Raw genomic sequence first — 24,157 nt, 5'->3', positions numbered from 1 at the left:
ACTTTAATTTATAAGCTGTTGTGCTAAGCAACAAATTACCTTTCCCTTCTCCCCGTCAGTCTAGTATGGTAATTTAGATGCTTAAAGCTTAGGGACTTAATCATCTTAAGTCCCTACGAAAAACTAATCAGTAAAATTATTTAGAATGATGACGACGACGTAAACCAGCACCCAAGAATAATCCTGCGATCGCAATTAAACCGACAGTGGTGGATGATTCAGGAACAGCTACTGTTGTAATGGTCACACGGGCAATACCATTAGGATAAAGATCAGTATTATTAAAATTGAGACTGGCAAAATTCGTGTCAAAATCTGCCGGTGTATTGAGGAAATTAGCATAAGGATTAGCAACATTGACGTTAAGGCCATTTTGAGGCTCACCTATGCCTGGTTCTGGTTGTCCGTCAGGTAATCCAGGTTGGAATAAACCATTACCAGCAGAAGTAGCAAAATCATTGACTTCCGTTCCAGCATCGTTAATGGTGTTTGCTTGTCCGATCAAAAATGAAATTGAGGAGTCTTCTCCCGTAAATAAACTGGTTAAATTATGAGCAAAGGGATTACCATTAGCAATAAAATAATCATTGGAAGGGAGAACCATCGATGCATAGGAGAAGTAACGATTAGAATCATCTGGAGTTATTTGAAATTCCGTAGTGACTGTAGTTCCTGCGGTAATAGGACCGTCACCAACACCACCATCAACACGAGTTCCCACTTGAGAGCTTGAAAAAATTCCACTTGCACCACCTTGAACATAGGTTAAATTATTGAGGAAATCTTCGGATATGGTGGTAGGTATACCGTCTTCAGCAATTTGCTCTAACCCTCGCTCAGAAGGGAGTCCAGTATTGTAACTATCAAAGCTACCATCATGAAATCCCACCCAAACAGGAGTGAGTGCAACACCACCATTTGGACCAAGGTTTTCTATTTCAACTTTCAGGGTTAATGCTTGGACTGCTGATGCGCTGCTGAAAATAGAAGCAAACGTTAAACCCATTAACAATGGGTTGGTATTCTTGAATAAGTTGATCATGGCGGAATTCAAAATTTAGTCGATAATCTTTTGATAAAGTTAATAAGACTATCTGAGAATTGCCTGAGAAAATTATAAAGTTTGTCTCAGCAAAATTTTATGATATTTTAAGAAGATATCACCCAATTTGTTAAGGTTTCTATTAGATTTGTTAGGTCAATTTCTTGGGATTCTTGTGTTTTTCGAGTAACCACTTCAACCTTACCTTGTTTCAAGGATCTTCCTGTCACTACACGGTAAGGAATACCGATTAAATCAGCGTCTTTAAATTTAACTCCTGCTCGTTCATCGCGATCGTCTAAGATGGTTTCTACACCTATTTTATTCAATTCGTTGTATAAGTTTTCGGCTACTTCCATTTGATTTTTATCTTTAATATTCGGCACAACAATAATGACATGATAAGGGGCGATCGCTACGGGCCAAATTATGCCATTTTTATCATAGGATTGTTCTACAGCAGCTTGGGCTAAACGAGAAACACCGACACCATAACATCCCATGACAATGGGTTTTTCTTCCCCATTTTCATCGGTAAAGGTTGCTCCCATTGCCTCGGAATATTTAGTACCTAATTGGAAAATATGACCGACTTCAATTCCTCTCGCACTGGCTAATATTTGACTGGGATCATGAACCGCGCGATCGCCGATCATTGCTGTTCTAATATCACACACTAATTTAGGTAATTGAAACTCTTGACCCCAGTTTGCTCCCATTACATGATAATTGGTTTCATTGGCTCCTGTAACAAAGTTTTTTAAGTCAACAGCGGTTTGATCAACTATTCTTAAAAACTTCGATTCAATATAGTCCCCAGAAGCAATATAATCATCTTCCAAACTTGGGGAAATATAACCTACAGGTAACGGTTCATTAGCCCATTTTTTCTGGGCATTTTCATCAGGAACAGTTAAGGATAATAGGGTAGTTCCTTGATATTGTGGCGCAAGTTTCACTAACTCATTATTCAATTTAACTTCATTAACCTCTTGATCCCCTCGAATACTAACTAAAACTAAAACAGTTTTACCATTATCATAAACCGCTTCATAAAGCACATTTTTAACAATATTCGTAGGAGAACATTGCAAAATTTTACACACTTTTTCGATAGTATTAGAATCGGGTGTTTCTTTTTTTTCGTAAGTCGTAAAAGGTGATTTTTCTACATCAGCAGGAAGGGACATGGCCTTTTCTACATTGGCTGCATACTTACCATCTTCTGTGTATAAAACCTCATCTTCTCCTGCTTCGGCGAGGATCATAAATTCTTGGGAAGCCGACCCACCAATAGCTCCAGAATCAGCTTCTACTGCTCTATATGCTAACCCACAACGACTAATAATATTACGATAAGCTTGATCCATTGCGTCGTAACTTTTTTGTAAACTGGCTTCATTTTCGTTGAAAGAATAAGCATCTTTCATAATAAATTCTCGACCTCGCATTAAGCCGAAACGAGGGCGAATTTCATCCCGAAATTTTGTTTGAATTTGATACAAATTAACAGGTAATTGTCGATAGGAACGGATCATATCTTTGGCCACTGTTGTAATTACCTCTTCGTGGGTTGGCCCTAACCCTAACTCCCTTTCTTGTCTATCTATCAAGGAAAACATTATCCCTTCTGCTTTGGTATAAGTTTCCCATCGTCCCGACTCCTTCCACAACTCCGACGGTTGCAACTGCGGTAAGAGACATTCTTCGGCCCCGGCCGCGTTCATTTCTTCACGTACTATTTGCGAAACCTTTTGTAATACACGCCACATCAGAGGTAAGTAGGCATAAATACCACTACCAATTCTACGGATATAACCTGCTCTTAATAGTAGTTTATGACTAGGAATTTCTGCTTCGGCGGGATCTTCACGTAGGGTGACAAAAAGCATCTGAGAGAGTCGCATTCAGGGTTTCCTCGCAATTACCAGATAGTTATTATCGCATTTTTTGGGGGTTTCTACCAAGTTGTTAAGAATTATCTCTTTTATCTCTTAGGTAGTTGTTAATTTAAACCCCGTAGTTAACAACGAGAGCTTATGTAAAAACACTGATTTTTTTATAAAGATTTGATAAAGTTACCCATTTTTTATAAAGATTTAATGAAGTTAATGAGATTCAAAAAAAAATAGACAATTTTCAGTAATTTGCGTATAATTATGGATAGAGAAAAATAAAGAAAATCAAGCATACGTATTTTCTCGTTATTTTTAATGCTCCTAAATTTCTTATCAGTTTGCTTTTTTATTTAGAGAAATAACTGGTTATTTAGTGGGTTTTATAGCTTTTATGTTGAGGATTAAATCATGAACTATTATGTAAACCGTGGAGCTAAACTTCATATTAATATAATGGAATTATTAGTACAAGAAGAAATTGATAAACAACTGAAGTATTATCCTGAAAAAATCAAAAAATACATAAATAAAGTTGAAGTTGCTACCTACGCTCTCAATCGCTTACCTGCCCTTTATGCCTCTAGTTTGGTAGGAAAAGAGCATCAAAAACGAATAGGACAGCAACAATATAAAGAACAAATAACCTCAGCTGTTCGTCGAGCTTTAGCTGCTATTGAAAGAGATCCAATCAAAAAAGTCGTTCCTCTTGTTTCAGAAGATTATACTAAACAGGAATTGGCTAAAAAATCCTTAAGTAAATTAGAAATTATTTTAAAACAAAAAGGAATTATTAGTAACAGCCAAAAACTTTCTTGGGAAAATTTGTATAGGGTTCTCTACCCATTAGTTGCTAGGTTTAAATCTAAAAATATCAGCAAAGAAGATCAAGAATTTGCAGCTTTAACATCTGTTTCTAGTCAGCTAAATAGCGAATTATCCCGAGGATATAAGCCATCCCAAAGGAGGAGATAAAAAGAAATTAACACTTTCAATTATTACCAATAGTAAAGTTAGGAAAAATAAATTCTTTAGACACCCTTCTTCTTAAGAGTCAACAATATTATTGGTAACTCTCAATATTTTCTTAAGCTAATTTTCTGAAAAAAAGTGTTAGTATTGATGATGAAAAGAATTAAATAATTCAAGTGTTAATCTTAATATTCAGCTTAATAAATAGGATACAAACCTTAATTATTCCCCTTCGTTTAATAACAGCTTGGGTGTTTATTTTGGTATTGAGTAGTAGTGTGATAGCTATGATAGTGGATGTCATAAAAAGAGCCAAAAAAATGCACAAAATTCCTTGTAGTAACTGTCAATATTTTACTAATGATTACCGTTTAAAATGTCCTGTTAATCCGTTTCAAGCAAGTACAGAAGCAGCTATTAATTGTCAAGATTATCATAAGCGAGAAAATTAAACATGAAAATCGGAATCATTGGTTTAGGATTAATTGGCGGTTCATTAGGATTAGACTTACGTAAATGTGGACATATTATTTATGGTGTTTCTCGGAAAGAAAGCACCTGTCGAAGAGCATTAGAAAAGGGTGTTGTTAACCATGCAAATATTAACTTAAGCTCTCTGTCTACTGTTGATTTTATTTTTATTTGTACTCCTATAGGGTTAATTTCTCAAACCTTAAAACAATTAACTCCTCATTTAAACTCAGAGGCTATTATTACTGATGTAGGATCGGTTAAAACTTCTATAGTTAAAGAATGTGAGCTATTATGGCCTAATTTTGTTGGGGGTCATCCTATGGCTGGAACGGCGGAACAAGGTATAGAAGCGGCACAAGAAAACTTATTTAAAAATGCTCCTTATGTGATTACACCCACAGAAAAAACAAGCAAAAATAGCATTAATATTTTAGAAAAATTAGCTCAATCTTTAGGATCTATTGTCCATACTTGTTCTCCCGAAATACACGATCAATCTGTTGCTTGGATTTCCCATTTACCCGTAATAATTAGTGCTAGTTTAATCGCTGCTTGTTCGGAAGAAAAAGAAAAAAATATTTTAAAATTAGCTCAAAAATTAGCGAGTTCTGGTTTCAGAGATACCAGTCGTGTTGGAGGAGGAAACCCCGAGTTAGGGGTAATGATGGCTAAATATAATCAAACCGCTTTATTGCACGCTTTACAGGGTTATCGTGAACAACTCGACGAGATCACAGAATATATAAAGACCGAACAATGGGACTCCTTAGAAAAATTACTGATGATCACACAAAAAGAGAGATCGCCATTTATCCAACTAGAAAAAAGTTCGGAAAATAATTCTTAATTTTTCCGCAGAAACACTTAATTCGGTATATAATTTTAGAAATTCTAGAAAAACTTTGTACAAAGTTTTAAGGTCAATGGCTAGTAACAATACGGTTAATCCGTTTCAGAAGCTTTTTGTGAACTTTAGCTTAATTCTACTAGGAATTTCTGCTAATACGGCTTTTTTCAGCTTTATGGTAACATTGTTGCTAGGAAGCCTATTTCTAGGCTGTTTGAACAGTCAAAAAGAAAAATTTGCCTTGAAGACCCAAACCATAAAGAAAGAGAAAGAACTAGAAAAACTACCAATGTCCTAAGTAAATAGCTGAGAATAAACCGAAAATAGGAAATAAGAGCATTAATTGTAACTTTTTCCTATTCTGCTTTTGTGTTCTAACCGCAATTTTATGGTTAAATTTGCCTAAGCACTCATCAAGTCTCAGTAATAACCTTGTTCCCTACGATACAATACCCATAGGGTTGCAGTTGTATACAGTAACCCTATATGTAGTGTATAAATTCCTGTTAAAAATGACAGATCAGCCCCTCGGTGCCGTTGTTCAAGGTTCCCTTTCACAAGGGTTAGAAGTTCGTTTACATTCTGATGTTTCCGTCGAACAAATGCGAGTGGGAAAATTTTTGGTGGTGCAAGGGGTGCGATCGCGGTTTTTCTGTTTGCTGACAGATGTTTCTTTAGGAACCGCTAACCCTCGTATTTTAGCCAACCCTCCCAGTTTTCAAGATACATTTATGAGGGATGTCTTAGCTGGAAGTGCTACTTATGGCAACGTGGAACTTGCACCCATGTTAATGTTTACCCCCACAGAAGGGGAGAAAAAGAACAATTCTCAAACCGAAGACACTTCTTTAGGATCGTTTCAAGCGCAAACTAATGCTGATTTAGAACTGCTTCCAGTTAAGACCATACCAACCCATTTTAGTCAAGTTTATGAAGCTTCTGAGCAAGATTTTCGGGCGGTTTTTGGTTGGGAAGATGACCCCACACGGCGCAATTTTGCCATCGGACAACCATTAGATATGGATGTACCGATTTGTATTGATTTAGACCGTTTTGTTGAGCGTAGTAATGGGGTTTTTGGGAAGTCTGGAACAGGCAAATCTTTTTTAACTCGCTTGTTAATTTCTGGAATTATTCGTAAACAAGCTGCGGTTAATTTAATGTTTGATATGCACTCAGAATATGGGTGGGAAGCGATGAAAGAAGGGAAAGAAGTTTCTACAGTTAAGGGATTACGTCAATTGTTTCCTGGACAGGTAGAAATTTATACGTTAGATTCTGAATCTACTAAAAGAAGAGGGGTTAACGACGCGCAGGAATTATACTTAAGTTACGATCAAATTGATATAGAAGATATCCGTTTAGTGGGACATGAATTAGGAATTTCTGAGGCAAGTTTAGATAATGCCAACATTTTAGAAGCAGAATATGGTAAGACTTGGATCATGCAGTTATTAAATATGACAAACGAAGATATAAAAATGTTTTGTCAAGAAAAACAGGGTCATGCAGGGTCAATTATGTCCCTACAAAGAAAGTTAATGCGATTAGATAACTTAAAATATTTGCGTACAGCTTGCCCCCATAATTATATTAATCAAGTATTAGAATCTTTGGATGCAGGAAAGCACGTTGTTATTGAATTTGGTTCCCAATCTAATATGCTTTCTTATATGTTAGCCACTAATATGATTACTCGACGAATTCATGGGAGTTATGTCAAAAAAGCAGAGCGATTTTTACAGACAAAAAGTCCGAGCGATCGCCCCCGACAATTAGTGATTACTATCGAAGAAGCACACCGCTTTTTAGACTCTAAAATTGTTCATCAAACTATTTTTGGAACCATTGCTAGGGAGATGCGAAAATATTTTGTTACCCTCTTAGTAGTGGATCAAAGACCATCAGGAATTGATAATGAGGTAATGTCACAAGTAGGGACAAGAATTACTTGTTTGCTAAACGATGAAAAAGATATTGATGCTATTTTCACAGGAGTTTCTGGGGGACAAAATTTAAGATCAGTGTTAGCAAAGTTAGATTCTAAACAACAAGCTTTAATATTGGGTCATGCTGTACCGATGCCAGTTGTTATCAGAACTCGTGCTTATGATCAACAATTTTACGCGGAAATCGGGGAAACCGATTGGTCACAATTACCTGATGAAGAAGTGTTTGCAGCAGCAGAAACTGCTAGGGCTGAATTAGGTTTTTAACAGATTAATATCACCCAAATATTTCTAAGAGCTATAAGGTCAAATCATTGATTTATATCAGCCTACTTTAGACTCCCTCGAATATTTCTGTTATTACTCTCATATTTAGAATATTAAAAACCAAGTAATTTCCTCCTTTGCAGACACACCCTTGCTGCCGCTAATACTGAATGGAACTTTTTCCCATTTACCTTACGTCCTGTGTTGAATATTAATAGATGTTAAATTTATGTTATATCCAACTTTAATGTCGCAAGGGGTCTCCCGTTATACGAATGTTAACGTCCCTGGAAATTGCGACCAGCAAATAAACCGACCGTAGGGAGTCCTTTTAAACAGGAGATTGTTGTTTTTCAACATATTGTTTAAGTTGTTCAATTCTTACGCCACCGCAAGTAGCAATAAAATAAGAACCAGTCCAGAATACAGATTTTTGTCCATAAAATTGAGTTAAATGATCTGAAAAATCTTTTCTGATTAAACGGGAAGAAACAGTTTTTAAATTAGCAATAAATTTACTAAGTTGAACTTTAGGATTAAACTCAACAAATGCTACAATCATAGTATTATGATACTTACGTATGAGTACCGAATCAAGCCTAATCAAAAGCAAGCAGAGTGTATAGACCAGTGGTTAGAACTTTTACGTCGTCACTGGAACTATGCACTTGGTCAGCGTTTGGACTGGTTAAGACGGACTCGCTGTGCCATTGATAGATGTAATTTAATTAGTGAACCTATAGGAGAAATAACAGAAAAAGTTAATTATTACACTCAGCAATCAGATTTAAAACAGACAAAAATTCTTTTCCCTGACTATAAGAATATCTACTGCGAAGTTCAACAAATGAATCTTCAAAGATTAGAAAAAGCCTGGACAAGATGGTTAGTTCCAGATAAAAAAGGTAAAAGAAGAGGAAGACCTAGATTTAAAAAAGCTGGTCAATTAAGGTCTTTTAGTTTTTCAAGAGTTAATCATCCGAAAGCTGTTATTAAATTCTTTAATAATTGTATCTGGACAAAGAAATGGGGAGCTATCCCCGTAGTTGTTCATCGCCCGATTCCTGATGGTTTTAAGATAAAAACCGCTACAATCGTCAAAAAAGCTGATGGATATTATGTCTGTCTTACAGCCGAAGATGAGACTATTCCTAATATTGTACCTATAGATAATATTAAATCAGCAGTGGGAATTGATGTGGGATTGAAAGAGTTTTTAACGACCAGTAAAGGAGAAACAGTTGCGGTTAAAAAGATTTATGGTAATCGACAAAATCATTTAGCCCGTCAACAACGTAAATTAGCCAGAAAAGTTAAGGGGTCAAAAAACTATGAAAAGCAACAAAAAAGAATAGCTTTAACTCATCAAAAAATTGCTAGATATCGAAAAGACTGGCACTACAAAACAGCACATTGGTTGGTAAATAATTATGATTTTATTGCTTGTGAAGACTTAAATATCAAAGGTTTAGCTAGAACCCCTCTAGCAAAGAGTATTTTAGATGTCGCTTGGGGAAATTTCTTAACAAAATTAGAAGCAGTGGCGGTCAAACGCGGCGTTTGGTTTGTTCAAGTGAGTCCTCATGGAACGACAGTAAATTGCTCAAACTGTGGTAATAAAGTCCCGAAAACACTATCAGTTAGATTACATGAATGTCCTCAATGTAATTTGACAATGGATAGGGATGAAAACGCCGCAGTAAATATTCTTAAAAAGGCATCTTTAATATATGGGGTGGGTCTCATCCCGTCTGCCTGTGGAGGCTTCGTCGATGGACAGCCTGTGAAGCAGGAAACTTCTAGAACTGAGTATATACAATTATCTCTCTTTTAGAAGCCCCCGTTATACCGCCTAAGCGGTTAACGGTGGGAGAACGTCACGCAACTATTATCAAGAGTAACATCGTTTTCTAGGCTGTAACAAGCACAAGGATGCTGCTTGTGTTACAATCAGTGTAAAAATTTTGAAATCTTAGAGAAATGAATCAAGAAAAAATAGAAAAAATTGGGCTTAATTTGTCCATTTTTGTAACTCTATTTATGTCAGTTTTAGGCATTAGCTTTGGTATTTTTATTCAATCAGAAGCTATTTTGCTAGATGGATTTTTTAATGTTGTTAGCTTTATTATGGCTTTAATAACATTGGGAGTAGCTTGGTTACAGAAACAACCAGAAAACGAACATTTTAACTTTGGTTATCTGAGTTTTATTCCCTTAGTTAATCTTATCAAAGGACTGTTAATTTTTCTCTTATCATTATTTGCTTTAACCTCTGCTATAACTGCTATTTTACAAGGTGGTAGAACCCTCAATGCTAATATTGCTGTCATTTATGCTTTGATTGCTTCTGGTGGTTGTTTAATAACTGCCTTAATTCAAAAGAAAATAGCCCAAAAAACCCGTTCAATAATGATAGAAGTAGATGCCAAAAACTGGTTAGTTAATGGATTAGTTAGCTTGAGCGTTGGCATTGCTTTTACGGTAATTATATTTATAAAAAATACGTCTTTATCTTGGTTTATTCCCTACGCTGATTCTACTTTAGTTATTATTATTGTATTAATTACTATTCCTGTTCCTATTAAAGTTATTATTGAAAGTTTAAAACAATTATTACTAGCTTCTCCTAGTAGAAAAATAAAACAAAATATTACACAATTATTTGAAAACACAGCTTCTCCCTTTCCTCTAGAAAAGTATTGGTTAAGAATCACTAAAATAGGAAATACAATATTTGTTAGTATTTATTGGTTATTACCGGCAGAATATAACCCAAAAGGAATTCAAGAATTAGATAATATTAGGGAAGAAATAAGCAGAGTTATTTATCAAAACTATCCTGATTTAATAATTGATATCATATTTACAAAAGATGCTAAATGGTCAGAGGATATAATAGTGAGGGAAAAGTAAATAGATGTTTATATTGTAATTGTTATTGATAAAAATATGTTTATAATCAATGTTAGTTATCATTAATTAACCTTACAGCTTAGGGTGGACAAAAAAAGATAATTGAACCTTTAATCAAGAAATCTTTTCTCATTACCCACCTTCAAGGTTTGATCGTTTTATCAAATTTTGGGGCATACTAACCTCATGAGGCGATTATAAAGAAACATCATGCTTGCCCAGTCCTTTGTATCTTAAAAAATGACCCATGACTTCCTTGATAAAAATACAAAAATCTTCCTCTAGTGCCAATGATATCCCGTCAAATGCAATGACCAACCCTGCCTTATGGCAAGCATTGGAAGCTGAGTTAGTATATATTCAAGACGGATCAGGGAAATACCTGTCATTTTATGGAGATTTAGGGGAAGAACTAACCATTGAAGCCGAAGATATTATCGGTTTTTTTCCAGAACAAAGCCTAAAACCAATTTCCCCAGACGCTTACTACGAAAGAATTAAACGGGTATTAGAAAGAAAAATCCCCGAACAATGTTATTGTCAATTTGAATATAAAGGTCAAACTTTTGCCCTAGAATTAGTCATTAGTCCTATTTTATCCAAACACAAACAAGCAACCAGCATTATTGTAATGGGACATCGCTTACAAGATAATGACCTCAGTTTAATTAATAATTCCGCCTTACCCACCCATCCTGACCCCTATCAAAAACTCCTGACCAAAATTGCCAGAAAAATTCGACGTACCCTTAATTTAGAAACCATTTGGCAACAAACTGTAGATAGTCTTGGAGAAGCGTTGCAAGTTAGTCGTTGTCTGATGATTGCCATCGGACCGGACCAAGCATATTTAGAAGTTAAAGCAGAGTACCATCAGTCTTATTTTCATTCAGAATTAGGCAGTCGTTTGATTCCTGAAGATGATAACACCTGGAAACAAGCCTTAAACCAACGAGAACCCCTAATTTTTGAAGAATTACTCGAAAATTGTCATAAAGTACAATCTAATTTAATTGTTTCTACCTTTTATCAAAATAAACGCAACGGTTTAATCTGTTTGCAGCAATGCGATCGCAGTCGGTCATGGTCCCCGGCCGAAGTGGAACTAATCCAAGAATTAGCTGATCAAGTAGGAACAGCTATCGCCCATGCTACCCTCTATCAAGAACTGGAACAAGCAACCCTCGCTGCTGAAGAAGCATCCCGTCTCAAAAGTGACTTTTTAGCCAGTACCACCCACGAACTGAGAACACCTCTCAATGGCATTATTGGCTTCCTGAAACTGATTTTAGACGGTATGGCTGATGATGCCGAAGAACAACAAGAATTCCTCGAAGAAGCCCATAAATCAGCCCTACACTTGCTTAATCTTATCAATGATATTCTCGATATTGCTAAAATCGAAGCAGGCAAAATAGACCTCGAGTTAGGTGCAGTGGAACTTGTGGAATTATTCCAAGCTGTGGATAATTTTACCTTACCCCAAGCCCAACGCAAACATCTGGAGTTTCGCAGTAAACTACCCAGTACCTTAACCCCAATCATGATTTATGGTAATTATCAGCGACTCTTACAAGTGATGCTGAATTTAGTCAGTAACGCCATTAAATTCACCCACGAAGGTAGTATTGTAGTCAATGCAGAAATAGTTAAAAAGAAAATAGAACACGAAGATCAGCAATTTCCTGGTCTCGTCAAAGTCAGTGTCACTGATACGGGTATTGGGGTTGCTCTGGATAAACAAGCTCAACTCTTTGAAAAATTTGTGCAAGTGGATGGTTCCCATACTAAAGCTTATGGAGGGACGGGACTAGGTTTAGCTATTTCTCAAAAGCTAGTGGAAGCTATGGGGGGACAAGTGGAATTTTATAGTATGGGAGAAGGACTCGGTTCCACTGTTACCTTTACCGTTCCCCTAGAACAAATGCCGGTGATTAAAAAAGTAAAAAGTTCCTAAAATTTACTGATTCTGATATTAGAATTAAACCAGAAAATAACATAATTAATAGATTGATGAATTATTGACTAATATTTACGAAAATTCCCAACTAATCAGATTTCTGGGGAATTTCTTTAAGATGAACTGAGGGGTCATCAGGTTTAGATAAATCGAGATAAATAATTCGTTTTTTGTCTACTTGGGAAGATAATGTACGCAGTTTACCCAACGCTTGTAATTGTTCAACAAATCGCTCCTGATTGACATAGGTTCCACAATGCACTTTTCCTAAAGCTGTGTGTAAAACTAAATTACTGGGATCACGCCAATCAAGTGCCGTAATTTTCACAGGAGAATTGATAATTAAAGGATAAATATCTTGCCAATAGCTCAAACTTTGTGGAGTCAAACCCAACACTTTTAGGTTAACTGAAGGCTTATCTTTTGCTCCTTCGTAGAAGGTTCCAGGAATCCAAACCCCATCCTCATCGATAAAACCGGTTTTTATTCCCATAGTTCCCTCAGCCACCGGTTGTCTTTCTTTGACCATAACAGTAACTTCTACAGGTAATAGCTGACGAGTAAGATAGACAGTTTCCACAGGAGGTTGACTTTCCAGTTTTTGCTGTAACTGATGAATCGGTAGCTTCCAAACTAATTCAGGATAACTCAGATCCAGCATGGCATGAATTTGGTCTTCATGCAGTCGTTCATTACCCAAAATATTAATTTGTGATTTTTCTTCAATCAACCAATGGGGTAAATTAACACTCCAGATTAAACCTCCAGTCATACCGCAGAGGAAAAGAAATCGCCAAACTCCTTGCCATGCTTTTAAACGGCGTTGACTGCGTAGGTTTTGACGTTGGTTTTTGAGGGAATCAGTAGGAATCAGACTACTATCTGTCATAATATTTCTCTCATTATTCTAAAGACAATGCTATCATTGGGGTAATGCTTACTCTATGAGAAAATAACTCAATAATAACGATTAACTTTAAGTCAATTAATAGATGTCTAAGATATACTGAGTTAAAATACTTCAGACAAGTTCCTGTCTTAGAGTCAGCAATCGCCTGTTATAGAAGTTTCATAAACACACACTTAGCTTATGGTCAATTACAAAAAAGGGTTAGTTCTTGGTGCAACTGCTGCCGTTTTAACCACTATCGCCGTTACAGGAGCAGGGTTGCGTCTTCCCCGTAGCGTTGCTTCTCTTCAAGATAATCCTAAAAGATTAGTCGACGAAGTCTGGCAAGTTATTAATGATACTTATGTTGATGGTACCTTTAATCAAGTAGATTGGCGTGCAGTTCGTCAAGAATACGTTGGCAAGTCCAAAACCTATAATAGCAAAGAAGAGGCTTATAAAGCTATTCGGGAAATGTTAGAACAACTGGGTGATCCCTACACCCGTTTTATGGACCCCGAAGAGTTCAAAAATATGCAAATCGATACCTCCGGAGAGTTAACCGGTGTAGGTATCCAAATTACTAAGGATGAAGAAACCAAAGAATTAACTGTGGTTGCTCCCATCGAAGATACCCCCGCTTTTGAAGCTGGAATTCTTGCTAAAGATGTGATTACCAAAATTAACGGCAAAACCACCGAAGGGATGGAAGTGGAAGACGCGGTTAAACTAATTCGTGGTAAACCCGGCAGTAAAGTAACTTTAACCATCCGTCGTGCTGAGGAGGAATTTAATTATCCCATCATTCGCGCGCGTATCGAACTCCATCCGGTTAAAGCTCGTATCGAAGAAACTCCTTCAGGTAAGGTTGGTTATATCCGCTTGACTCAGTTTAGTGCGCAGGCCAGTAAAGAAATGCGCGATGCTATTCGTGAGGCTGAAGCAGCTAAGGTTAACGGTTATATTCTTGACTTACGCTCTAATCCAGGCGGACTACTCTACTCTAGCGTAGAAATTGCTCGGATGTGGCTTGATGAAGGTCGTATCGTCTCAACAGTAAGTCGTAACGGTGAAGTTGAAGCGCAACGGGCAACAAACCGCGCTTTGACCGATAAACCTTTAGTGATTATGGTAGATGGTGGTTCCGCTAGTGCCAGTGAAATTCTTTCCGGTGCTTTACAGGATAACAACCGCGCTACTTTAGTGGGAACTAAGACCTTTGGTAAGGGTTTAGTACAATCCGTTCGACGCTTAGGAGATGGTACATCCGGACTTGCTGTTACCATTGCTAAGTATTTAACCCCCAGTGGTCGAGATATCAATAAACAGGGGATTGAACCTGATATTATTGTGGAATTAACCGAACAGGAAAGAAAGGATCTTCAACAGGAACGGGATAAAATTGGCGATTTTGGTGATCCTCAATTTGAAAAGGCTTACGAAGAGCTAGAAAAGGAAATTGCCAAGTCTCGTGGAACTAATGCCCGTGGTAATGTACGATAATTTCAACTCATAACAATCGTGATAGGAAGAAGCCTTGCTTTCTTCCTTTTTTTTGTTTTTAATTGCATTAAATTAAAATATTAACACTCCCCACACTCCTCACACTCATTCCAGCAAAATGTTGATACACTAAATTGAAAACTGCTATGAGGCTTCTTCTAGTTCCATGAATCTTGGTCAATGGCTTGGCTTATCTAGTTTTATTATCTCCTGTTATATTCTTTGGGAAATTAAACAGGTATTATTATTGGTATTTACGGCGGTTGTTTTTGCCACGGCTTTAAATCGATTGGTAAAATTTCTGAAAAAATTTAAGATTAGACGGAATTTTGCCATTATTATTATTGTTATTGTCATCATTTTTTTAAGTATTTTATTTGGTTGGTTAGTGGTTCCTCCTTTTATCGATCAATTTCAAAAATTACTGGCTTTATTCCCTAATGTTTGGGAAAGACTAAGAACTAATTTAATTTTATTGTCAGAAACGCAAAGTCGTTTTGATTGGTTGCCACCACCTCCTTCTTTAAATGATTTATTAACCCGTTTACAGCCTTTATTAACAGAAATTTTTACCAACTTTTTTACTGTTTTCTCTAATTCTTTATTCGTTATCTTACAACTTGTCTTTGTTTTTTTTCTGACAATTACAATGGTGATAGACCCCCCAAGATACCGTTATCTATTTTTGAAACTATTTCCTTCCTTTTATCGCAAACGAGGGGAAGAAATTTTGACTCTTTCTGAAGTAGCATTAGGAAATTGGTTGACTGGGGTTACTATTAATTGTTTATTTATTGGTACTTTAAGCGGTTTAGGGTTATTAGTATTACAAGTTAAATTGGTGTTAGTTCATGCTTTATTAGCAGGGTTACTTAACTTTATTCCTAATGTGGGTCCTGCTACCAGTGTTGTTTTTCCTTTAATGGTAGCCTTATTAGATGAACCTTGGAAAATTTGGGCGATTTTAATTTGGTATTTTATAATTCAAAATATCGAAAGTTATTGGTTAACTCCTACTGTTATGGCCAAACAAGTTTCTTTGCTTCCTGCGGTGACATTAATGGCACAAATATTTTTTGCTCAAACCTTTGGTATATTAGGATTATTATTAGCTCTTCCTTTAGCTGTTGTAGCTAAAACTTGGATTGAAGAAGTGTTATTTAAAGATATTTTAGATCCTTGGGATTCTGTTGTTTAAAAATGTAAAAAACAATGAAAAATTTTAAAATTTATGGTATAGTAATCAATCTATTTTTATTGATTTTTTCTGGTCTTCCTAGTCATGGACAAGAGGAAACTGTGTTGGAAAGAATTGAGAAAACAGGGTTATTAAAAGTCGGTATCAGAGAAGATGCTGTCCCTTTTGGTTATCGAGATATTAACGGAGATTTAGAGGGGTTATGTTTAGATTTTATTGCTGTGCTTAGAGAAGAACTTAAACAAGAATTAAACAAACAAGTTATCGCTATTAAATTGTATAAATCAACCCTATTTAATCGTTTTGAATTAGTTAGCGATCGCATTGTGGACATAGAATGTGGACCGAATACGATTAGAGAACTTCCTGAATATCAAATCCAATTTTCTACCCCCTTTTTCTTAACAGGAACTCAATTATTAATTGAGGCTGACAAAGCAAAAACCATTGATCCTGATGGTAATTTAGATAATGTTAATATTGGGGTTCTCAAAAATACCACCAATGAACAATTAATAGCTGAAACATATCCTTTAGCAAATTTGGTGCAGTTTCAAGGTGTAACTGGTAGATATCGAGGAATACAAGCATTAAGGGGGGATAAAATTGATGCTTTTGCTAGTGATGGTATTTTGTTAGTTGGGGAAGCAATAGTGCAAGATTTAAGACTCGGTGTAGATTATCTGTTGGTTCCAAAAAACCCCATAGATTGCGAAGAATACGGACTAATTCTACCCGATAATGATCCTCAATGGGTCAGTTTTATTAATTCATTAATTGGAACTTCACCAGCAAGAAATCTTTACCTAAATTGGTTTGGAGATATTGCTAAACAACTCGAGTCTATTCAATCTTTTTGTAGAGCAAAAAATGGCGATCTTGATTAAAAATTAATCTAACTTTTTATCCTCTTCTTTTTGCTCAATTTCCTGATCATTTTCGCTTTTCAAAGATTGATCGGGAGCTTTTTCAGTGGTTTCAGACTGAGATGATTGGGTTGTGGGTTTGTATTCTTCAATCAGGGTTTCTGCATCATCATCGGCCATGTAAGGTTCAAATTCAGCAACGTATTCTTCAAGATTTTCTGCTACTTCGGTGGTCTTATTTTCGGTTGATTCTTCTTGGTTAATCTCACTGGTTTCTGCAACGATCTCAGAAGCTATATCTTCTGTTTCTTCTATCATTTCTGAAACCTCATCATCATCATCCCAGTTACTTTCTTCAAGATCAGTTTCTGGGACTTCTGGGGTGGGTTGAGATTGAGATTTTCCTCTTCCAAACATGGACTTAAAGGAAAATCCTTGTTTTTTAGTCTCAGGGGTTTCAGTCTCCCTTGAAGTGGTGTTAAGTTCGCTTGTTTCTTCTTCTAGTTCAACTTCTGAGACAACTTCAGTAGTTTCTGTTTCTGCTGATGTTTCAGATTCTGAGATAACTTCTTCAGTGGTTTCTGTTTCTGCTGATGTTTCAGATTCTGAGATAACTTCTTCAGTGGTTTCTGTTTCTGCTGATGTTTCAGATTCTGAGATAACTTCTTCGGTGGTTTCTGTTTCTGCTGGTGTTTCAGACTCTGAAATAACTTCTTCAGTAGTTTCTGTTTCTGCTGGTGTTTCAGACTCTGAAATAACTTCTTCAGTAGTTTCTGTTTCTGCTGGTGTTTCAACTACAGGGGAAGATGATGATTTCTGGAAACGGTTTTGTAACCAAACGAGGAAAGAAAATCCCCGAATATCTGTTTTTTCATCGGGATTAGCGATCGCCCTTCTGAGACGTAGGGTTTGCCAACCAAAACATAACACTAACGTCACTGAGGCACTCTGCCCTAATAGTACACCTCCTGTGATTCTTCCTGCACAAACCCAGAGGACAAGGGCGTAAAATAATCCCACACCACTCCAGAGAAAATCGTCTTTGCGGTGTAATTCGGGCAGAAAAAAGGCGGATAAATAAAGACTTAAGCTTGCAAGGCCAACAGCGATCGCTAGGATGTATGCCAACATCTGTGGGTTACTCCTTTTATGGTTTCTCTTTCTTATTGTGAAGCATCTTGACCCCTATTACTCACCTATTTCTGAGAAAGATTTTTTTGGAAGTACGTTAGAGTAGTCAAAAAATTATCTTCTAACGTCTTTTTATCCCCAAAACTTTATGAGTCACTCTCCTCCACCTCCTAACCCCTTTTCTAATAAATTCAACCGTTTTTTAAGATTTATCAAGAAACCGAAGACTATTATTTTAGCAACGACTTCTGTAACCTTTGTTTTCATCGGTTATTCGGGATTAAGTTTCATTTTAAGGGAGTATTTACCTCCTTGGTTGGAACAACGACTGAGTAAAGTTATTCATCGTCCTATGGAAATTGGTGAGTTACAGGGGTTTTCTTTTACCAGTTTACAACTAGATGGGGCTTCTATTCCAGAAACTCCTCAACATACTAATCAATTGACTGCTGAAAAGATTAAGGTTACGTTTAACCCTTTAACTATTTTATTAGAAAGAAAATTAACTCTTAATATCTCTCCTGAGAGTGTTAAGATTAATATTCGTGAAAATAAACCCGGTCAATGGTTAAATGTCAAGGCCACTGATGAGGTAATACCTCTGAATTTTGATCTTTCTGTGGATATTAATAATACTGAGATCAGTTTATTACCTTACCAATCAGAAAAAACTGTCAATATTAAAGTTTCTGGTAATCTAGAATATCAAAAAGGTGAGCAGAGAAAGTGGCTTTATGATATCGGTTTGGGGTTAGTAGAAAGTAAGGAAATTAAACTACAAGGTGAAACTTTTGTTAACAGTACAAAAACTCAGCTAAGTTTACAATTAAATCAATTACCTTTAGCAGATTGGTTATCTATTTTTCCTAATCTTCCTTTTAATTTTGATGAGAGTTATTTTGAGGCTAATTTGAATCTTAATTTACCATCTTTACTAGATTTGAGAGAAACTAAAGGACAAGGTAATTTAGCATTAGAAGACTTGCGGGGAAAAATTACATCTCTTAAGCAACCTATTCAAGCAGATTTAGTATTTCAGTTTGAGGAAAGTAAGATATTAATTGAGCAAGGAAAATTTATTTTAGGGGATATTATTACTAGGTTACAAGGTTATTATGATTGGCAGCAGGGAAGTAATATAAAAATTGCTGTTGAAAATTTTAGCATTGATAATGTTTTTGAAGTTATACCCATTCGTTTACCAGTGGAAGCAAAGGGAAATTTTAATATTAATTTTGATATAACTGGTTTAATTAGTAATCCTCTAATTCAAGGGAGATTTGTTAATGTTAACACCATTTTTTTTGAAAAAACATCTTTAAAAACTATTTTGGGAGAGTTTAAAATTAGTTTAAATGAAATCTTATTAGAAAAGTTTTTAATTGAGCCACAAGTGGGAGGAAAAATAGAAGCCAAAGGGAATATAAAACAAAATATTACTCAATTAATTAAACAAGATAAACCTATTGATATTCAACAATTTCCTATTAAACTTGATTTTGAAGTAGCTTTACCAACTGAAAAATTAATTAGTCCCTATAATCCTTTACCTTCTGATCTCAATTTAAATTTATTACAAGCAAAGGGTAAAATAAAAGGAAAAATAAGTGACATTAATGGTTTAATTAAGTGGGATACTTCTGGTGATTTTGCTGAACCTAATACTAGGATTATTAGCCAGGGTGAAATTATTATAAAAGATAATAACTTATTCTTAAAGGATACAAATATTCGCACTCAACAAGGAATTATTAATATTGCAGGAAGTGGCAGCTTAAAAACAAAAAAATGGCAAACTTATCTTAATACAGAAGGATTAAGTTTGACTCCTTTTTCCAGTATTATCTGTGTTAATATTACTATTCAATGTCCTAATAATTTAGTATTACAACAAGGTAATATTCGCTTAACTGGGGATATAAATAAGTCTTTTCTTTCATCTCTTGATCTTGATTCTAATCTTTTGTTATCTATTGATGAAGGAAAAGTTATTATTAATAGTAATCTTGAGAATAGTAATTTACAAATAGAATTTACTACATTAAATCTAGGGATTAACTCATTTATTGATAATTTATCTGTACCTATATTAGTTAATAATTCTCGTATAATTTTTTCGGGTAATTTAGAAAGTATTTGGAGCAATAAAACCCTAAACTTAAGTGAAATCAAGGGCAATGGAGATGTAGTTCTTAAAATAGAAGATAGTTTAGTTACAGTAACAGGGGAACTAGAAGATGAGTCTTTAGCAGCAGTTGCTAATATTAACAATTTATCTATTGATCAAATTATTCCTAAAATTCCTATTCCTGTTAGATTGGTTAATAGTGATATTAATATAGCAGGAAACTTAAGAACACTAAATTTTTCTAATCTAATATCTAACCTGAATAATTTTCAAATAACTGCTAATAGTGATCTCTTAATTGCTAATCGAAGCATCACAGCAAACACAGAAATAAACGAAGGTATTATTACAGGAAATGTAAGCTTAACTCCCTTATCTGTCGCACCATTTATTATTGAAGGATATCCTGTTATAAAAGTTAGAAAAGCAGAAACTAATTTTATCGGGAATTTATCATCTTTACTTTCATTAAATTTTAGAGATTTTCAGGGAAATACTAATACAGAAATAGAAATAGCAGAGGGAATAGTAACTATTGATGGAGAAATTAATAATGATCAAATTGTAGGTAATATTACAACAGAAAATATTGATTTATCTAGTTTAAATGCTGATATTTTTTCCGCTTTTACCTCTAAAAAACTGAATAGTCAAATTAATGCTTCTCTTCCTCTGACTGCTCTTTTGACATCTGATTCATTACTCCCTATTACGGTCAATAGAGTATATTTAGAGGCAGGAAAACAAAACCTTGAAGCAAAGGGAAACTTTGTTATTGCTAATATTTGGAGTTCACCAGATATTGAATACTTTTCTTTTAATATTGATACTAGCTTTAACTTAGATGAATTACCTTTGACACAATTATTAGATAACATACCTATTAACAGACAACTATTACCCACAACAGTAGCATTAACAGGAGAAGGTAATTTTACAGGAACTTTATTAGGAAAGAATCTCTTAACTGCACCTTTATTACCAGGTAATTTACAAATTATAGGTGATGTTAATTTGGCAAATTTAAGTTTTAATGATCAACAATTTGAACCAGAGTTAACAGGAAAAATTGATATAGAATCTTCAAATAAAATTTCTTTCAATATAGAAGGAAAACAAGATAAAATTAGTGCTATTTTTAATCCCTGTTTAGTTGAAAATTGTCCATTAACTTCTATTATAGATTTCTTTGAAATTCGCCAAACTTATAATAATAATGTTCCTATTCTTGCCACTGTAAAACGAAAAAATGATAATTTAGTAGCCAAAGTAGACAGTTTACCTATAGATGTCTTAAAAATAGCACCTTTAGGTAACTATGGATTACCTGAATATTTACAAGGTTTAATTAATTTAGAAATAAGTTTTAATTCATCGGACTTAAATACTGTGGGAAAACTAATTATTAAGTCTCCTCGTTTTGGAGATGTAATAGCAGATCAGTTTGAAGCATTGTTAACCTACAAAAATAATCTAATTCAATTAGAAAACACTGAACTAATCATAGGAAATAGTAATTATAATATTTTCGCTAACTTAGATATTAACTCAGGAGAAGTTCAAGGAAAAGTAGATATTAATCAAGGAAATATTGAAGATTTACTAATAGCTTTACAGTTATATGAGTGGGATAACTTATTAAGATTAGTCCGACTTAAACAACCCAACTTTACGACAGCAGAAAATATACAAACTAATGCTGCTGGAAATTCTCTAAACTCCATTACTGAACAACTTTATCAATTTTGGATTAATGATCAGAAAATAGAAGAAGTTTTTGCTAAAACGCAAGCAGGAGATTTACCGAGACAATTAGATATTAAAGGACAATATAATGCAGAAATGATCCTAAAAGGAACTATAAATAATCCTCAAATAGACATACAATTTGAAGGGAATAAATGGACATGGACTCCTCAACCTTCTACTGCTTCCATTGTACCCTCATTAGGATTAATTATGGAAGGTTCGCAAGTCATTCCTATTGAAAAAATAGAGATTACTGGACAACTCCAAGATAGAACAATTTCTGTTAATCATGAAATAAAATTAGGGAAAGCAACTGCATCAGGAATTCTTAACTTATCTTATAATAATGCTGATTTTTCTCTTGACTCATCCACATTTAAAGTAGAAAATTTAACTTTAGACTTAGTGCGCAACCTAATTATTGTCCCTAGCGATGTTAACGGTGTTATTAATGTAGAAGGGACACTTAATGGTAATTTAAAAGCTCCCATAGTTGATGGTATTTTTGAATTTAAGGATGGAGCAATTAATGCTCGATTACTTGACATTAATTTAGGAGGAGAATTTAATTATAGTAATAATAAACTAGAAGTAGCAACGACTCAACCTGAATTTATTAATTTCTCTACTACTCTACCTTTTCCTATTGTAGAAAATACTAACGATCAATTTAAAATTACAGCAAACTTAGGAAAAGAAGCTTTTACTTTACTACAACCTTTAACCCTCGATCAAATTATTTGGGTGGGGGGAGAAGGGGATTTTACAGCAAACGTACAAGGAAAAATATCTATTGATAATCAACTGAGAATTTCTTTAAACTCTGATAGTAAAATTAACCTCAACTTAAATAATGCACAATTGACTAATAATTTACTCCCCACAGTTTTCACCTTAAATGGAGAAGTAAACCTCAATAATAGAAGTCTTAATGTTGAACAATTAACCGTAGATGTTGTTAAAACACGCTTAGATATTACAGGAGAGTTTCCATTATTACCTCTTCCCAGGGAACAAATTGTTAATAATCCTCTTACTATCCAAGTTAGTCAAGACGAAGTAAACGAATCAGGATTTTATCAAGGACTAATTAATGGGAATCTGATGATTACAGGTGCATTAATTAGTCCCAAAATTGGTGGTAATATTGACTTGACAGAAGGGAAAATACAAGTTCCTAATTTAAGTTTAAAATCGGAAGAAAAATTACCTTTATTTCAACAGTGGGTAGGAATCCTTGCCACTAAAAATAATATTGTCATTCCACCAGAATTAAATAACCTTAAAATAAACATTGATAATATTTCTCTTAAAAGTGAAAGAACATTAACTCTTCCCAAAACATTTCTTAATCTGAGTGGTAATTTAAACTTAAATGGTAAAATCAATAGTTTATCTTTAGCAGAAGTATTAAGAATTGAACCATCAGGACAAATCAGAATAAATAATGGTCAAGTTAATTTACCTGTAACTCGTGTTTTTATTAGCGATCAAAACGAAAATACCTTAACTTTTTTACCCCAACAAGGATTATTAAACCCCATAATTGATTTAGAACTAAAATTATATATTTTCGCTGTCGCACTCCGTTCTATTCAAGATAATGAAATTGCCGATGATATTGTCCAAAGTGGTAGAGCAAAATCAGCCGAAATAACCTTAAGAGTTGCAGGAAGTGCTAGTGAAGTTTTACCCAATGTTGGCAATATTTTTGATGATGTTTGTCAATTTAATGATGGAAATACGCCGCCTATTGCCACTTATAATAAAACCTCTCCAGAAAACTTAAATAATTTAGCCAGATGTATTGAAATCAGTAATTTAGGAGCAAATTCCATCGCCGACTTATTGCGATCGCCCATTGTTTCTTTTTCCAGTAATCCTCCTTTAAGTAATACTGAATTATTAACCTTGTTTGGTCAACAATTGCCCGATGTAGTTGAAAAATTACAAAGACGAAATTCTAGCCAATTAGTAGAAACTGGTGTCATACAATCTGCTGTAGTAATTTTACCTTTCTTACAAGATTGGGTATTTAATGCCAATCAACAAACAACTGAACTTGGTGAGAGTCTTGGGTTAACAAATTTACGATTATTTCCCGTGCTAGAAACCGTTTATAAACTAGAAAATAAGTCCACAATTCGCTTTTCCTACGACTATACCTTAAACGAAGCAACCATACGCTATGAAAGTAAATTTTAGGAGTTCGGAGTTCGGAGTTCGGAGTTCGGAAGCGCGATATTAGCAGTACCTCATGAGTCCGGGAAAAGCTATAGCAGTCGCCAAAGCTATTAGGACATTTTTCTGTTCCCTGTTCCCTGTTCCCTGTTCCCTTAAAATATAATTTATGTGTCCTAACTAGCCTGTCTAT

At 34.9% G+C, this 24,157-nt stretch carries 15 protein-coding genes and 1 pseudogene; 11 read left to right on the top strand and 5 right to left on the bottom strand.

What is annotated here, in order from left to right; genetic code table 11:
• Positions 1–136: 136 nt before the first annotated feature.
• Together QNJ66_RS10090 and proS are read right to left on the bottom strand one after the other, a co-directional pair.
• Complete coding sequence (locus QNJ66_RS10090; protein ID WP_300505966.1) at positions 137–1,042, bottom strand: spondin domain-containing protein; 906 nt, start codon at positions 1,040–1,042, stop codon at positions 137–139.
• Positions 1,043–1,149: 107 nt separating this feature from the next.
• Entirely contained in the window at positions 1,150–2,949 is a 1,800-nt protein-coding gene (gene proS, locus QNJ66_RS10085; RefSeq protein WP_300505964.1) for a proline--tRNA ligase, read from the bottom strand.
• A gap of 399 nt (positions 2,950–3,348) precedes the next feature.
• Here proS and QNJ66_RS10080 point away from each other — a divergent pair, with 399 nt between their 5' ends.
• The 4 genes from QNJ66_RS10080 (at position 3,349) to QNJ66_RS10065 (ending at position 7,446) form a co-directional block, all read left to right on the top strand.
• Positions 3,349–3,912: a late competence development ComFB family protein gene (locus QNJ66_RS10080; RefSeq protein WP_300505961.1), complete on the top strand. Its 564-nt coding sequence runs from the start codon at positions 3,349–3,351 to the stop codon at positions 3,910–3,912.
• Positions 3,913–4,229: 317 nt separating this feature from the next.
• Positions 4,230–4,361, top strand: coding sequence for a hypothetical protein (locus tag QNJ66_RS10075; RefSeq protein ID WP_300505956.1), 132 nt, complete (start codon positions 4,230–4,232; stop codon positions 4,359–4,361).
• Between the two features lie 2 nt (positions 4,362–4,363).
• Positions 4,364–5,230 carry a prephenate/arogenate dehydrogenase gene (locus QNJ66_RS10070; protein ID WP_300505953.1) on the top strand — a complete coding sequence of 289 codons (867 nt, stop codon included), beginning with the start codon at positions 4,364–4,366 and terminating at the stop codon, positions 5,228–5,230.
• A gap of 512 nt (positions 5,231–5,742) precedes the next feature.
• Positions 5,743–7,446 carry an ATP-binding protein gene (locus QNJ66_RS10065; protein WP_300505950.1) on the top strand — a complete coding sequence of 568 codons (1,704 nt, stop codon included), beginning with the start codon at positions 5,743–5,745 and terminating at the stop codon, positions 7,444–7,446.
• A gap of 331 nt (positions 7,447–7,777) precedes the next feature.
• Here the strand turns inward: QNJ66_RS10065 and tnpA are convergent.
• Positions 7,778–7,993, bottom strand: a pseudogene (tnpA, locus tag QNJ66_RS10060) (IS200/IS605 family transposase); the annotation flags it as partial.
• Positions 7,994–8,014: 21 nt separating this feature from the next.
• On the opposite strand from tnpA, the gene QNJ66_RS10055 reads away from it, so the two are divergent.
• From QNJ66_RS10055 to QNJ66_RS10045, 3 genes are all read left to right on the top strand, one after another.
• On the top strand, positions 8,015–9,280 hold the full coding sequence (locus QNJ66_RS10055) for a transposase (protein WP_300505947.1): 1,266 nt from the start codon (positions 8,015–8,017) through the stop codon (positions 9,278–9,280).
• A gap of 146 nt (positions 9,281–9,426) precedes the next feature.
• Positions 9,427–10,359 (top strand): cation diffusion facilitator family transporter, encoded by a 933-nt coding sequence (locus QNJ66_RS10050; protein WP_300505945.1) that lies wholly within the window; start codon positions 9,427–9,429, stop codon positions 10,357–10,359.
• A gap of 247 nt (positions 10,360–10,606) precedes the next feature.
• Positions 10,607–12,316 carry an ATP-binding protein gene (locus QNJ66_RS10045; RefSeq protein ID WP_300505942.1) on the top strand — a complete coding sequence of 570 codons (1,710 nt, stop codon included), beginning with the start codon at positions 10,607–10,609 and terminating at the stop codon, positions 12,314–12,316.
• 91 nt (positions 12,317–12,407) lie between these two features.
• Here QNJ66_RS10045 and QNJ66_RS10040 read toward each other — a convergent pair whose 3' ends face one another.
• Positions 12,408–13,208, bottom strand: a complete 801-nt coding sequence (locus QNJ66_RS10040; RefSeq protein ID WP_300505939.1) for an FtsQ-type POTRA domain-containing protein — start codon at positions 13,206–13,208, stop codon at positions 12,408–12,410.
• A 201-nt stretch (positions 13,209–13,409) separates the two neighbouring features.
• Here QNJ66_RS10040 and ctpC point away from each other — a divergent pair, with 201 nt between their 5' ends.
• From ctpC to QNJ66_RS10025, 3 genes are all read left to right on the top strand, one after another.
• Positions 13,410–14,711 carry a carboxyl-terminal processing protease CtpC gene (gene ctpC / locus QNJ66_RS10035; protein WP_300505936.1) on the top strand — a complete coding sequence of 434 codons (1,302 nt, stop codon included), beginning with the start codon at positions 13,410–13,412 and terminating at the stop codon, positions 14,709–14,711.
• 166 nt (positions 14,712–14,877) lie between these two features.
• The gene (locus QNJ66_RS10030) at positions 14,878–15,909 is read left to right on the top strand and encodes an AI-2E family transporter (protein WP_300505934.1); all 1,032 of its coding nucleotides are present in this window, start codon (positions 14,878–14,880) and stop codon (positions 15,907–15,909) included.
• Between the two features lie 29 nt (positions 15,910–15,938).
• On the top strand, positions 15,939–16,796 hold the full coding sequence (locus tag QNJ66_RS10025) for an amino acid ABC transporter substrate-binding protein (protein WP_300506001.1): 858 nt from the start codon (positions 15,939–15,941) through the stop codon (positions 16,794–16,796).
• Between the two features lie 3 nt (positions 16,797–16,799).
• On the opposite strand, the gene QNJ66_RS10020 is transcribed toward QNJ66_RS10025, so the two are convergent.
• The gene (locus QNJ66_RS10020; RefSeq protein WP_300505931.1) at positions 16,800–17,906 is read right to left on the bottom strand and encodes a Ycf66 family protein; all 1,107 of its coding nucleotides are present in this window, start codon (positions 17,904–17,906) and stop codon (positions 16,800–16,802) included.
• Positions 17,907–18,054: 148 nt separating this feature from the next.
• Between QNJ66_RS10020 and QNJ66_RS10015 the strand changes: the two genes are divergently transcribed.
• Positions 18,055–23,988 (top strand): translocation/assembly module TamB domain-containing protein, encoded by a 5,934-nt coding sequence (locus QNJ66_RS10015; protein WP_300505928.1) that lies wholly within the window; start codon positions 18,055–18,057, stop codon positions 23,986–23,988.
• Positions 23,989–24,157: the final 169 nt, after the last annotated feature.

Source organism: Crocosphaera sp. (assembly GCF_030064895.1).
Lineage (GTDB): Bacteria > Cyanobacteriota > Cyanobacteriia > Cyanobacteriales > Microcystaceae > Crocosphaera.
Note: the sequence above shows the minus strand (reverse complement) of the source record. Positions and strands in the feature narration are given on the sequence as shown.